This is a genomic window from Rhodococcus sp. NBC_00297 (genome assembly GCF_036173065.1).
Lineage (GTDB): Bacteria > Actinomycetota > Actinomycetes > Mycobacteriales > Mycobacteriaceae > Rhodococcoides.
In genome coordinates this window covers 1,110,494-1,123,058 of record NZ_CP108041.1, presented here as the reverse complement: position 1 = coordinate 1,123,058, position 12,565 = coordinate 1,110,494, and the positions used below count along the sequence as shown (strand labels likewise).

Genomic DNA, 12,565 nt, shown 5'->3' with positions numbered 1-12,565 from the left:
CTGTAATCTCGGCCGCACTTCCGTAAGGTCGAGACATGACCCTGATTGCCGAGGATCTGCTGCTTCTTCTGCTGGACGACGGAACGGGCAAGCCCGTCGTCGACAGCACCAAGCTGCCGCGGGTGCTCGCCGGCGCGGTGATTCTCGAGCTCGCGATGGACGGCACCGTGTCGGTGGCCGGCGACAACGAGACGACGAAGAAGGGCCGGCTCGCGGTGTCCGGCGCTCGAACGGTGTCGGATCCGATACTCGAGCGGGCCGTGGAGGCGATCGAGACGGCCAAACGTCCGATGACGCCGAAGTCGGCCGTCGAGAAGTTGCACAAGGACATTCGCGAGCAGGTGGTCGCCCGCGTCGTCGAGCGGGGTTTCGTCGGCGAGGAGAAGGGCAAGGTCCTGGGGCTGTTCCCCACCACCACGTGGCCGACGCTCGATTCGTCGCACGAGGACCGGGTCCGCGAGACGCTGCACTCCGTCCTGATCGACGGTCTCGATCCGGATGCGCGGACGTCCGCGGTGGTGGCGTTGCTGTCGGCGATCGACGCGACGCACAAGGTCTTTCCCGATGCGGACAAGCGCGCGGTGAAGAACCGTGCCAAGGACATCGCGCAGGGGGAGTGGGCGAGCGATGCCGTGCGCAAGGCGGTGCAGGACGTCTACACCGCGGTCACCGTGGCGGTGATGGTTCCCGTCATGGCCGGTACGTCGGGGAGCTGATCCCGACCGCTTCCTGGACCGGGGTCTCCCGGGTGACGCGGTGCCGTCCGCAGTGGCACCGGTGATAGACGACGGTGCCCTCGCTGGTGCGGTGGCGGGACTCGACCGTCCATCGATGCAGACATTCCACGGTGCTCATGACGACGAGTCTGCTGTAATGGTCATGTGCACCTCAACCCTTACGGAGAATATGCGGTCCGGCTGGCCGTCGACATCGTGAACTCGCCCCCGACCGATGCGGTGGAGTTCGAGAGCCGGTGCCTCGAGGCGGGCATGTCCGACGACACGGTGGCCATGCACACCGATCTGGCCCGCGCGGAGGTGTTCTTCGAGGAGTGGCTCGGCGTGGTCGACGCGCCGACGCACGAGCAACGGGCGCTCGCACTGAACGCGTTGCTCGCGCAGACCTCGGCATACCCGAGGTTGACGAACCACGCCGACGACGGCTGGCACCTGCACTACCGGGATCCGGATCTGCCGCTCGCGGACGTCGTACGCGCGCTGGTGAGCGTCGGTACCGCGCTGCATCTGGTGGGCCGCGGCATGCACCGTCTCGGTCGGTGTTCGGCGGACGACTGCGACCGTGTCTACGCCGACTTCTCCCGTACCGGTCGCCAACGGTACTGCGGCACGGCCTGTTCCAACCGCGACGCGGTCCGGCGGCACCGCGCGAAGGCTACTGCCCCAGCGTCCTGAACCGACGCAGTCGCTCGGACTGTCGGACGCCCGGGTCGAGGGCGGTGACGGTGTCGAGTTCGCGAGCGATCGCGGTCCCGAGGCGACCCATGAACCGGTGCGGTTCGTCGGCGGCATCCGGGTCCTCGGGCACGATGGTGTCGACGATCCGGGCCGACCGGAGGTCGACGGGCCGGATGCCCTGCGCCTCGGCCATCGCGGGCGCGTGTGCGGTGTCGCGGTGCACGATGGCACTCGCCCCTTCCGGCGGGAGCGGCGCCAGCCAGGCGTGCTGCGCGGCCACGACGCGGTCGGCGGGAAGCAGTGCGAGCGCGCCGCCGCCGGTGCCCTGCCCCAGCAGGACCGACACGGTGGGAGTGCGGAGGGTGATCAGCGTCGAGATGCAGCGCGCGATTCCGGGAGCCAACCCGTGCTCCTCGGCCTCACGTGAGAGCGATGCGCCGAGCGTGTCGATCACCAGGACCAGCGGCAGGCCCAGCTGCTCCGCGAGACGCATGCCGCGCAACGCTTCTCGAAGCGCACCGGGCCCCATGGTGTTCTCCGGCGTCTGCCCGGTGCGATCCTGCCCGAACAGGACGCACGATCGTCCGCGGAACCGGGTGAGGGACAGGGTGACGGTGGAGTCGAAGTCGCCGCGCCCCGTGCCGCTCAGCGGGATGTGATGAGAGACGTTCGTTGCCAACAGCTCTCGCACACCGGGTCGGTCGTCGCGCCGACTGAGGAGAACCGAGTGCCACGCCGACACGGAGGTGTCCGCACCCTCGTCGGACGGTTGCGCGTTCTCGGGGGTCGCCTCCGGTTCGTCCTGCAGAACCACCAGGGCCCGTTCGAGGACGCCGCGGACATCGGCGGGAGGGACGACCGCGTCGATCACGCCGCAGCGGAACAGGTTCTCGGCCGTCTGCACGCCCTCGGGGAAGTCCTGGCCGTAGAGGGCCTGGTAGACCCGCGGTCCGAGGAACCCGATGAGGGCACCGGGTTCGGCGAACGTGACGTGGCCGAGCGATCCCCACGACGCGAACACGCCGCCCGTCGTGGGGTGCCGGAGATGGACGAGGTAGGGCAGGCCGACGTCCTTGTGCAGGGTCACCGCCGCGGCGATCTTCACCATCTGTACGAACGCCGCGGTGCCCTCCTGCATGCGCGTGCCGCCGGAAGTGGGGGACGCGATCAGCGGAAGCCCCTCCGCCGTGGCCCGTTCCACGGCCAGGGTGATGCGCTCCGCCGCGGCCACACCGATGGATCCGGCGAGGAACGCGAACTCGCACACCACCACGGCGACGTGCCGCCCGCCGACGGTGCCCGCACCCGTCAGGACCGCCTCGTCCACTCCGCTCCGGGTTCGTGCGCGCTCGAGGTCGGCGAGGTACTGCTCGTCCGCCGCGACGACGAGCGGTGCCCGATCCCACGAGAGGAAAGTCCCGGGATCGAGCACCGCGTCGAGGAACTGCTGCGCCGAGGTCGTCATGCGCTCAGTATGGCGTGCGATCAGGCGCGCCCGAGCGCCTCCTTCCAGGACACCGTGCGGCCGATGCGCAGGATGGAGCGCTGGTAGATCTTGGCCGCGACGACGGCGAGAACCAGGGTGGCGACGATCATCAGCACGATGGTGCCCACGATCTGGATCGGGTCCGCGACGCCCGCCGCGATGCGCAGCGGCATGAGGATGGCGGAGAACGGGGGAATCCACGACAGGACGGTCGGCAGTGTCGCTCCCGGGTCGTCGATGGACGAGAACGCCGCGAAGAACATCGCCAGGATCACGATCAGCAGCGGCATGGTCGTCGAGTTGACGTCCTCCTGGCGCGACACCATGGAGCCGCCGGCGGCGTAGAGCACCGCGAAGAACGCGAAGCCCAGCACGAACCAGCCGATGGTGGAGACGAAGACGCTGACGGCGGTACCGGTGACCGTGAGCGTGCCGGTGGCCGTGCCCGCGATGAGGCCGGCGGCGCCGTACGCGGTGAGCTGCACCAGTCCGACCACACCGATGCCGATCACCTTGCCCCACAGCAGCTGCAGCGGGCGCACGGTGGAGAGCAGCAGTTCGACGACCCGGGACGACTTCTCCTCCACGACACCCATCGCGACGTACATGCCGAAAGTGATGATCTGGGCGTACAGCAGGATGACGGCGATGAAACTCAGCGCGAGTCGTTGACCCTGTGCGGGATCGGGCGGATCGACGGCCTCGACCGTGACCGTGGCGGCGCTCGTCGCCGAGGTGACGGTGGCGGGATCGACTCCCAGCCCGGTGAGGGCGTCGTTCTGCGCCTGCGCGGCGACCGCGCTGTCGATGACGGCCTTCAGGGTGCCGTCGACGGTGTCCTCGGTGACGGCCGTGTACGCGCCGCCGGTCCCGGGGACGAGCGCCACGTCCACGTCGCCGTCGGTGACCTGCGTGCGAGCCTCGTCCGCCGAGCCGATCTCGCGGACCTCGACGGGAGCGCCGAGTTGATCGCCCACCGCGGTGAGGGTCTGGGACAGGCTTTGGTCACCGACCAGCCCGAGGGGCGTCCGGTCCTCGGAGTCGCTGCCGCCGGAGAAGATCGAGAACGCGACGATGCCGCCGACGATGAACAGCAGCACGATGGCGTTGGAGATCAGGAAGCTCTTCTTCCGCACCTGGACGTCGAACTCGCGCCGGGCGACGAGCGCGATGGCTCGTCCCGCCGAGAGCGGTGATCGGGTGGTCGGCTTCTCGCTCATGCCACTACCTCTCGGTACAGGTCGGTCAGGGACGGTGTGCTGCGGGCGAACTCGTGCACGGGTCCGGTGGCGAGCGCTGCGGCGAGCACCGCCTGGTCGTCCGCCTCGGGCGCCAACGACAGGCTGGTGCGCCCGTCGGAGTGCGACACGGTGGTGACCCCGGTCAGCGCGTCGGCCCAGCCGGCGGGAGCGGCCGGGGCGTGCACCTCGAGGGTGGTGCCGGACTTGCCGCGCAGTTCGTCGACGTTGCCCACGGCCTTCATCCGGCCGGAACCGATGATGCCGACCCGATCGCACAGGCGCTGCACCAGATCGAGCTGGTGGCTCGAGAACAGCACGGGGACACCGGTGCGGGCCTTCTCGAGAAGCACCTCGCTCATGGTGTCGACGGCCACGGGGTCGAGACCCGAGAAGGGTTCGTCCAGCACCAGGACGGCGGGATCGTGAATCAGGGCTGCGGCCAACTGGACTCGCTGCTGGTTTCCCAGTGACAGTGAATCGACCGTGTCGTTCACCCGGCCGTCGATGCCGAGGCGCTCGGTCCAGGTCGCGACCGCGGCGGAGGCGTCGGACGTGGACAGCCCGTGCAGCTCGGCCAGGTACTTCAGCTGCGCCCCCACCTTCATCTTCGGGTACAGCCCACGCTCCTCCGGCATGTACCCGATGGTGCGGCGCACATTCAGGTCGATGGGCTGCCCGTTCAGGCGTGCCTCTCCCGAATCGGCTCCCAGCACGCCGAGGGTGATGCGCATCGTCGTGGTCTTGCCGGCACCGTTGCTGCCGACGAACCCGAACACCTCGCCGGGATTCACGGTGAACCCGACGCCGTCGAGTGCGACGGTCTCGCCGTATCTCTTGTGCAGGTCGTCGATCTCGAGAGTCGAGCCGCTCATGCTGATCCTTTCTCGGGGGAGTGTGGTGTGGGAGTGGGGAATTCGTCCGGTTCGTCGACCGGCGCCGTCCAGGCGAGGATGATGCCGGGAGAGCAGATCCCGACAAGTAGACCACTCAGTATGATGAATCCGCCACCGAGTGCCAGTCGGGGATCGTCGGTGAAGGTGGTCGCCCACACCAGTGCGAGCGCCGGAACCGTCACCGCGCCCTGGGTGATCGCGAACCCGATGGAGCGAGCCGCGTTGCGACGTTCCAGGTCCCACTCGTCGAGCGCATCGGCGGGAGCATCGCTGCGGCGGCCGGTGACGATCTGCAGCGTCGTCCACGACACGCTCATGAGGATCGCGCCGGGAAGCCAGGTGAGCGGCGCCCACTCGGGCCCGACGAGAATGAAGATCGACGATGCCGCGAGCGCGACGAGCGAGGCGACGAGAATCCACACCAGCAGCCGGCGCCGTGACCGGGTGCGCCAGCCGGGGAGGTAGTGCGCGTACCGCGCCTCGTTCTGCAGGTATCGACGGGTGCGGAACGCCTGATAGCGGTCCAGAACGGTGTCACTCATCGTGGTGTCCCTTCCTCGGGCTGGGTGCGTCGGTAGACCTCCGTGGACAGCGGCGCGAACTCGGTACGCGAGAACACCGCCTCGACCGGCAGCCCGAACACGTCGCAGATGCGCATCGCGAGATCGAGGCTCGGGTAGTGGTCGCCGCGTTCGAGTGCGCCGACCGTCTGCGGGTTGACCTCGACGAGTTCCGCGAGCTGGGCGCGGGTCATCCGACGCTCGGCGCGCAGCACACCGATGCGGTTGTGGATGGGGAGCGTGGTCCCGCGTTTGACCGGACTCATATATCGAAGTGTTGTATAAACACAACGATGTGTCAATACCGTAGGCAGCGCTGTTCGGGCGAGCGCGCGCTGAACCACACGATCGTGCGTGATCCTGCCGATCGGCAGGAACTGCGACGATCGGGTGGGGAAATCCTCAGTCCTGCTGCAGAACGCCCTGCGCGACGGTCCACCGGCGCGTGCTGCGCACCGAGTCGAGCATCCGCCGGTCGTGGGTGACCAGGAGCATCGTTCCCTCGTAGGTCTCCAGTGCCGATTCGAGCTGCTCGATGGCGGGGACGTCGAGGTGGTTGGTGGGCTCGTCGAGCACGAGCAGGTTCACCCCTCGGGCCTGCAGCAGCGCGAGTCCCGCTCGGGTGCGCTCGCCGGGGGACAGGGATGCCGACGGCCGCAGGGCGGCCTGTCCGCGGAGACCGAACTTCGCCAGGAGTGTGCGGACGTCGGCGTCCGGCCAGTCCGGAACGGAGGCTGCCAGCGCGTCGGCGACCGAGTCGGGTCCGTCGAAAGCCGAACGGGCCTGGTCCATCTCGCCGATCTCGACTCCGGAGCCGATGCTCACGGATCCACTGGTCGGCGTGATGCGGCCCAGCAACAGGTGCAGCAGGGTGGTCTTGCCCGAGCCGTTGGCGCCGGTGACGACGATTCGGTCCCCGGCGTCGATCTGTGCCGTCACCGGCCCGAGCCGGAACGTCCCCCGCTCCACGACGGCGGAGTTCACGGAGACCACGACGCTGCCGCTGCGGGGCGCCGCCGCGATCTCCATGCGCAGTTCCCACTCCTTGCGCGGCTCCTCGACGACGTCGAGCCGTTCGATGCGTCGCTGGGTCTGGCGCGCCTTCGCGGCTTGCTTCTCCGTCGATTCGGCGCGGACCTTCCGGCTCGCCTTGTCGTTGTCCTTGCTCTTGCGTCGAGCGTTCCGCACGCCGTGCTCGAGCCAGTTCCGTTGCATCCGAGCGCGATCCTCGAGCCCGGACCTGGTGTCGGCGTACTGCTCGAACTCTTCCCGTGCGTGACGACGCGCCACGTCGCGCTCGACGAGGTAGGCCTCGTACCCGCCGTCGTAGACCGCTATCTGCTGCTGCGCCAGGTCCAGCTCGACGATGCCGGTGACGGTGCGCGCCAGGAACTCACGATCGTGACTGACGATCATCACGGCGCACTGGGTACTCGTCACGAAGTTCTCGAGCTGGTCCAGTCCCGCGAGATCCAGATCGTTGGTGGGCTCGTCGAGAAGCAGGACGTCATAGCGCGCCAACAGGATTCCCGCGAGTGATGCGCGGGCCGCCTGCCCACCGGACAGGGCGGACATCTCGGTGTCGAGCGCCGCGTCCAGGCCCAGGCCGGCGAGCACCGACTCGGCTCGCTCGGGCAGATCGGCGCCGCCGAGCGCCAACCACCGCTCCAGTGCCGGTGTGTAGAGATCGTCCGACGCGCTCGCGTCGCCGAGCGTCTCCGCCGCCGCGTTCATCGCGTCCTCGGCCGCGCGCACTCCGGTGCGGCGCTGCAGGAACATCTCGACGGTCTCACCGGGAACGCGGGAGACCTCCTGCGCCAGGTGGCCGACGGTGGCGTCCGACGGGGTGAGCGAGACCGTGCCGTCGTGGTCGACCCCGGTCGCCGTGCCCGCCAGCAGGCCGAGCAGCGTCGACTTGCCGGCGCCGTTCGCGCCGACCAGCCCGACGACGTCGCCGGGTCCGAGGGTGAGGTCGAGACCGTCGAACAGCGTGCGCTCGCCGCGATAGGCGGACAGGTCGTCGACACGGACCACGGCACTCACGTCTCGCCCAGCTCCTGAAGTAGTTCCCGCACGGCCGTGCGTCCCGCACGGTTGGCGCCGATGGTGCTGGCCGACGGACCGTATCCGATCAGATGGACGCTGGGCCGCGCGGCCACTCGAGTGGCCGACGCGCCGGTCATCGTGATGCCGCCGCCCGGCCCGCGCAGTCGGAGTGGCGCGAGGTGATCGAGCGCGCTGCGAAACCCGGTGGCCCACAGGATGACGTCCGCCCGGGTGGCGGTGCCGTCGTCCCACCGCACTCCGTCGGGTGTGACCTCCGCGAACATGGGTCGCCGTACCAGGACGCCGCGATCGCGGGCCTCGCGCAAGCTGGGGGTGAGGATCAGGCCGGTCACCGACACCACCGATCCCGGCGGCAGTCCGCGGCGCACCCGATCCTCGACCTGCGCGACGGCAGCGCGGCCCACCTCGGGTGTGAAGTCCCGCTCGAGGAAGACGGGCTCGCGGCGGGTCACCCACGTCGTGGTGGTCACGCGCGAGATCTCGTCGAGCAACTGCACCGCGGAGATCCCGCCTCCGACGACGACGACGTGCTCGCCGCGGAACTCCTCCGCCGAGGTGTAGTCGCGCGTGTGCAGTTGGCGCCCCGTGAACGTCTCCATGCCGGGGTAGCGCGGGACGAACGGGTGCTCCCAGGTGCCGGTGCAGTTGATCAAGCCCCGTGCGTGGACGTCGCCCTGCTCGGCCTCCACCCGGTACCGCATCGTCGTCTCGTCCCGGTCGCAGACGACCGACACCCGTCCCGGCCGCCGCACGGGCAGCGCGAAGTGCTTCTCGTACGCCGCGTAGTACTCGGGCACCGCCGACGACGCGGGCACGTGCGCGGGGTCGACGTCGGGGGCCAGCGTATCCGCGAACGCCATGCCCGGAAGGTCGTGCACCCCGTTGACGGTCTCGAGGGTCAGGGAGGGCCAGCGGAACTGCCACGCCCCACCGGGAGCCGGCGCACCGTCGAGCACGACGTAGTCGTCCCATGCCCGCAGCCCCGCTCGCTGCAGGAAATAGGCCGCGGACAGACCGGCCTGCCCGGCACCGATCACTGCGACGTCGACGTGTTGCACCCGTCCAGTACACCAGTCAGGGCTCCGCACCCGGTAAATTCGCGTAAGGGGGTCTCACAGAACACTTCGTTCCACGCAGAGAGAAGACACAACGTGACCATTGGTATCACCAGGAACGGCGCGGTTCTCACCGTGGAACTGCAGCGACCGGAGCGCCGCAACGCTCTGAACACGGCTCTGTGCACCGAAGTGCGTGAGGCGGTGGAGGGTGCCGAGGCGGACGGCACCCGCGTCGTCGTGATCACCGGCGAGGGCACGAGCTTCTGCGCGGGCGCCGATCTGTCGGGCGAAGCCATCGCCGACGAGTTCCCCGAGGCGCTGCTGTCGATGAACCGCGCGCTCCAGACGGTGTCGGTCCCGGTCATCGCCGCCGTGAACGGGCCTGCTGTGGGTGCGGGCACGCAGTTGGCCATCGCCGCAGACCTGCGGGTGGTCGACTCGGGCGCCTTCTTCGCCATTCCCTCCACCCGGTTGGCCATCGCCGTGGACAACTGGACCGTCAAGCGGCTGGTGTCGCTGGCCGGCGGCGGTCCCGCCCGGACGGTGCTCCTGGGTGCCGAGCAGTTGTCCGCCGAGCAGGCGCTGGCGTGCGGACTGGCCAACAAACTCGGCGATCTCGACGTCGCGCACGCGTGGGCCGAGGAGATCGCGCAGCTGGCGCCACTGTCGCTGCGTCACCTCAAACTCGTCTTCAACGACGACGGCACACGTGACGAGGCGAACGCCACGCAGCTCGACGCGTTCGCGGCCGCCTGGGCGAGCAACGACGCCGTGGAGGCGCGGATCGCGCGCAAGGAGAAGCGACGCCCGGTCTTCCAGGGCCAGTGACGACATCGGGGTCGCTGACCTGCCGATTCGGACAAAGGCGACACCCCGGCACCACGTAACGCACTCGACACAGAGTGCGTACAGTCCGGCAACACAGCGTTCCTACGGTCATCTCGCATCGCGCCGCCACGGCGTGCGACACGACCGGAGGCACCCGACCATGACCGCTCTCGGAGACGTTCCACCCGACTCCACGCTCACGTCCGACAGTCAGAAGCAGTCGGCGGCACTGAAGGAGACGCTCGAGGACTACACGCTGCGCTTCGCCCCGCGCAGCTACCGCAAGTGGGGGACCGGCGTCGTGGCGACGTCGGCTCTCGGCGGAATCGCCTACCTCGCGGACTTCGCCATCGGCGCCAACATCGGCATCTCCTACGGCACCGGCAACGCGCTGTGGGGAATCCTGGTGTTCGCCGTCGTCATCTTCCTGACGGGTCTGCCGCTCGCCTACTACGCGGCGCGCTACAACATCGACCTCGATCTGATCACGCGCGGAAGCGGATTCGGCTACTACGGGTCGGTGGTCACCAACGTCATCTTCGCGACGTTCACGTTCATCTTCTTCGCGCTCGAAGGGTCGATCATGGCCCAGGGCCTCGAACTGGGGCTGAACATCCCGCTGCCCATCGGGTACGCGGTGTCCACCCTGATGGTCATCCCGTTGGTCATCTACGGCATGAAGGCGCTCGCCACACTGCAGGTGTGGACGACCCCGCTGTGGCTGATCCTCATGGTGCTGCCGTTCGTCTATCTCGTGGTGAGCAACCCCGACTCCATCGGTCAGTTCATGGCCTACGGGGGTGCCGACGGTGCCGCCGGCACCGGTGTGAACCTCGGATCCGTCATGCTGGCCGCGGGTGTCTGCCTCTCGTTGATCGCTCAGATCGCGGAGCAGATCGACTACCTGCGCTTCATGCCGCCCAAGACGCCGGAGAACTCGCGTCGCTGGTGGACGGCCGTCCTGCTCGCGGGGCCGGGCTGGGTCATCTTCGGTGCGCTCAAGCAGATCGTCGGACTCTTCCTCGCCGTGTACCTCATCGCGAACGTGGTCGACGGATCGTCGATCGCCAACGAGCCGGTGCACCAGTTCCTCGAGATCTACGAGAACTTCATGCCGGGCTGGCTCGCCATGACCCTCGCCGTGGTGCTCGTGGTCATCTCGCAGATCAAGATCAACGTGACCAACGCGTACTCGGGCTCCCTGGCGTGGACCAACTCGTACACCCGCGTCACCAAGTCCTACCCCGGACGACTGGTCTTCGTGCTGTTCAACCTCGCGATCGCGTTGATCCTGATGGAAGCCAACATGTTCGACTTCCTCAACAACATCCTCGGGTTCTACGCGAACTGCGGTATCGCCTGGATCGCGGTGGTCGCCTCCGACATCGTGTTCAACAAGTACCTGCTGAAGCTGTCCCCGAAGGTGCCGGAGTTCCGCAGGGGGATGCTCTACGCGGTGAACCCCGTCGGTTTCGGCTCCATGGCGGTGTCCGCGATCCTGTCCATCCTCGTGTTCTTCGGGGCGTTCGGGCCGGCGATCAAGCCGTACTCGCCCATCGTGGCGCTGGTACTGGCGATCGTGCTGCCGCCCGTGCTGGCGATCGCGACCAAGGGCAAGTACTACCTGCGGCGCACCGACGACGGCATCGATCTGCCGATGTTCGACGAGTACGGCAACCCGTCCGACGCGACGCTGCTGTGCTCGGTGTCGGGAATGGAGTTCGAGCGGCCGGACATGATCGCGTCGGCCAAGAAGGGGCCGAACGGGGAGACGCTCTACATCTCGTCGCTGTCGCTGAGCACCGACAAGACGGGGGAGCACATCCTGCCGGAACAGACGTGAGCCGATACTTGTGAAGTCGGTACACATCAACCGTGGACTAGTGTCGGAGGCGTGAAACCAGCCACCGCAGCAGTGTCCATCGGGCTCGCCGCCGCAGGGTTGTCCTGGCTCGCGCGCGCGGCGTGGGGTGTGCCGTCCGCCGTCGGCGCCGGACGCGGTGCCATCCGTCCGTACGCCGCCGCGTCCTCGCACTACCGGGACCGCAAGTTCCACAACACACGCAGCAGCTCGCCGGTCGCGGCGGGGGAGCAGGCGAGCATCGGAGCCGCGATGCTCACGCGCGGCCGCTCGGGACGACCCGAGCGCGCCGTGCCGTTGGCCACCCCGCTCGCGCCGGCGGAGGCCGGGGACCTGGCCGTCACCTGGTTCGGGCACTCCTCGGTGGTCGTCGAGATCGACGGTCACCGCGTGCTCACCGATCCGGTCTGGAGCCGGCGGGTCTCACCGTCGCGGGTTCTCGGACCGGCCAGGTTGCACCCGGTACCCGTTGCGGCCGAGGCGCTTCCGCAGGTCGACGCCATCGTCATCTCGCACGATCACTACGACCACCTCGACCGTGACACGGTGGCCACGCTGCTCACGTCGCAGTCGGCGCCGTTCCTGGTGCCGCTGGGGGTGGGCGCCCATCTGCGCCGCTGGAAGGTTCCCGAGGACCGGATCGTCGAGCTCGACTGGAACGACGACGTCCGCATCGGATCGCTCACCGTCACGTGCCTGGAGGCACGACACTTCTCGGGCCGGTCCCTGGTGCGCGACACCACGCAGTGGGCGTCGTGGTCGGTGGTGGGTCCGGAGCACCGGGCTTTCTTCGGCGGCGACACCGGCTACACCGAGGCGTTCGCGGACATCGGCGCGCGGCTCGGTCCGTTCGACGTGACCCTGCTTCCCGTCGGCGCCTACGACGACCGGTGGCCGGACATCCACATGAACCCCGAGGAGGCGGCGCGGTCGCACGGTGACCTGCAGCAGGGCACCCCGTCCTCCGGCATCGTCGTGCCCGTCCACTGGGCGACCTTCAACCTCGCGTTCCACCCGTGGTCCGAACCCGTGGAGCGGCTGCTGACGGCCGCCGAGGCGGAGCGGATCTCGGTGGTGGTGCCGATGCCGGGCCAGCGAGTCGATCTCGCGCGTCCTCTCCCGCACCGGCGTTGGTGGTCCGGCGCGGTATCGTGAC

12 protein-coding genes are annotated in these 12,565 nt (G+C 68.7%); 5 read left to right on the top strand and 7 right to left on the bottom strand.

Going from position 1 to position 12,565, the window contains the following annotated elements:
* Nucleotides 1-35: 35 nt before the first annotated feature.
* Nucleotides 36-716: a GOLPH3/VPS74 family protein gene (locus OG947_RS05305; protein ID WP_222640862.1), complete on the top strand. Its 681-nt coding sequence runs from the start codon at nt 36-38 to the stop codon at nt 714-716.
* A 165-nt stretch (nt 717-881) separates the two neighbouring features.
* Nucleotides 882-1,412 carry a CGNR zinc finger domain-containing protein gene (locus OG947_RS05300; RefSeq protein WP_027504199.1) on the top strand — a complete coding sequence of 177 codons (531 nt, stop codon included), beginning with the start codon at nt 882-884 and terminating at the stop codon, nt 1,410-1,412.
* On the opposite strand, the gene OG947_RS05295 is transcribed toward OG947_RS05300, so the two are convergent.
* The 7 genes from OG947_RS05295 to OG947_RS05265 form a co-directional block, all read right to left on the bottom strand.
* A complete protein-coding gene (locus OG947_RS05295; protein ID WP_328813270.1) occupies nt 1,393-2,880 on the bottom strand; it encodes a carboxyl transferase domain-containing protein in 1,488 nt (495 codons plus the stop codon). The genes OG947_RS05300 and OG947_RS05295 overlap by 20 nt on opposite strands.
* A gap of 20 nt (nt 2,881-2,900) precedes the next feature.
* Nucleotides 2,901-4,121, bottom strand: a complete 1,221-nt coding sequence (locus OG947_RS05290) for an ABC transporter permease (RefSeq protein ID WP_328813269.1) — start codon at nt 4,119-4,121, stop codon at nt 2,901-2,903.
* The gene (locus OG947_RS05285; RefSeq protein WP_027504196.1) at nt 4,118-5,014 is read right to left on the bottom strand and encodes an ABC transporter ATP-binding protein; all 897 of its coding nucleotides are present in this window, start codon (nt 5,012-5,014) and stop codon (nt 4,118-4,120) included. Before OG947_RS05285 ends, OG947_RS05290 begins: the two co-directional genes overlap by 4 nt.
* The gene (locus tag OG947_RS05280) at nt 5,011-5,577 is read right to left on the bottom strand and encodes a hypothetical protein (protein WP_037183974.1); all 567 of its coding nucleotides are present in this window, start codon (nt 5,575-5,577) and stop codon (nt 5,011-5,013) included. The genes OG947_RS05285 and OG947_RS05280 overlap by 4 nt, the downstream gene beginning before the upstream one ends.
* Nucleotides 5,574-5,861: a helix-turn-helix transcriptional regulator gene (locus OG947_RS05275; protein ID WP_027504195.1), complete on the bottom strand. Its 288-nt coding sequence runs from the start codon at nt 5,859-5,861 to the stop codon at nt 5,574-5,576. Before OG947_RS05275 ends, OG947_RS05280 begins: the two co-directional genes overlap by 4 nt.
* Nucleotides 5,862-5,997: 136 nt before the next feature.
* Complete coding sequence (locus OG947_RS05270) at nt 5,998-7,638, bottom strand: ABC-F family ATP-binding cassette domain-containing protein (protein ID WP_328813268.1); 1,641 nt, start codon at nt 7,636-7,638, stop codon at nt 5,998-6,000.
* Complete coding sequence (locus OG947_RS05265) at nt 7,635-8,720, bottom strand: NAD(P)-binding domain-containing protein (protein ID WP_027504193.1); 1,086 nt, start codon at nt 8,718-8,720, stop codon at nt 7,635-7,637. Before OG947_RS05265 ends, OG947_RS05270 begins: the two co-directional genes overlap by 4 nt.
* A gap of 93 nt (nt 8,721-8,813) precedes the next feature.
* Between OG947_RS05265 and OG947_RS05260 the strand changes: the two genes are divergently transcribed.
* From OG947_RS05260 to OG947_RS05250, 3 genes are all read left to right on the top strand, one after another.
* Entirely contained in the window at nt 8,814-9,548 is a 735-nt protein-coding gene (locus tag OG947_RS05260) for an enoyl-CoA hydratase (RefSeq protein ID WP_027504192.1), read from the top strand.
* Nucleotides 9,549-9,708: 160 nt separating this feature from the next.
* Complete coding sequence (locus OG947_RS05255; RefSeq protein WP_051612977.1) at nt 9,709-11,391, top strand: purine-cytosine permease family protein; 1,683 nt, start codon at nt 9,709-9,711, stop codon at nt 11,389-11,391.
* Between the two features lie 51 nt (nt 11,392-11,442).
* On the top strand, nt 11,443-12,564 hold the full coding sequence (locus tag OG947_RS05250) for an MBL fold metallo-hydrolase (protein ID WP_235578801.1): 1,122 nt from the start codon (nt 11,443-11,445) through the stop codon (nt 12,562-12,564).
* The last annotated feature ends 1 nt before the right edge of the window (nt 12,565 follow it).

Bases quoted from the DNA above. Each gene is read 5' to 3' on its own strand.
- OG947_RS05295 (WP_328813270.1), bottom strand. From the start codon at position 2,880: ATGACGACCTCGGCGCAGCAGTTCCTCGACGCGGTGCTCGATCCCGGG.
- OG947_RS05305 (WP_222640862.1), top strand. From the start codon at position 36: ATGACCCTGATTGCCGAGGATCTGCTGCTTCTTCTGCTGGACGACGGA.
- OG947_RS05290 (WP_328813269.1), bottom strand. From the start codon at position 4,121: ATGAGCGAGAAGCCGACCACCCGATCACCGCTCTCGGCGGGACGAGCC.
- OG947_RS05255 (WP_051612977.1), top strand. From the start codon at position 9,709: ATGACCGCTCTCGGAGACGTTCCACCCGACTCCACGCTCACGTCCGAC.
- OG947_RS05280 (WP_037183974.1), bottom strand. From the start codon at position 5,577: ATGAGTGACACCGTTCTGGACCGCTATCAGGCGTTCCGCACCCGTCGA.
- OG947_RS05285 (WP_027504196.1), bottom strand. From the start codon at position 5,014: ATGAGCGGCTCGACTCTCGAGATCGACGACCTGCACAAGAGATACGGC.
- OG947_RS05275 (WP_027504195.1), bottom strand. From the start codon at position 5,861: ATGAGTCCGGTCAAACGCGGGACCACGCTCCCCATCCACAACCGCATC.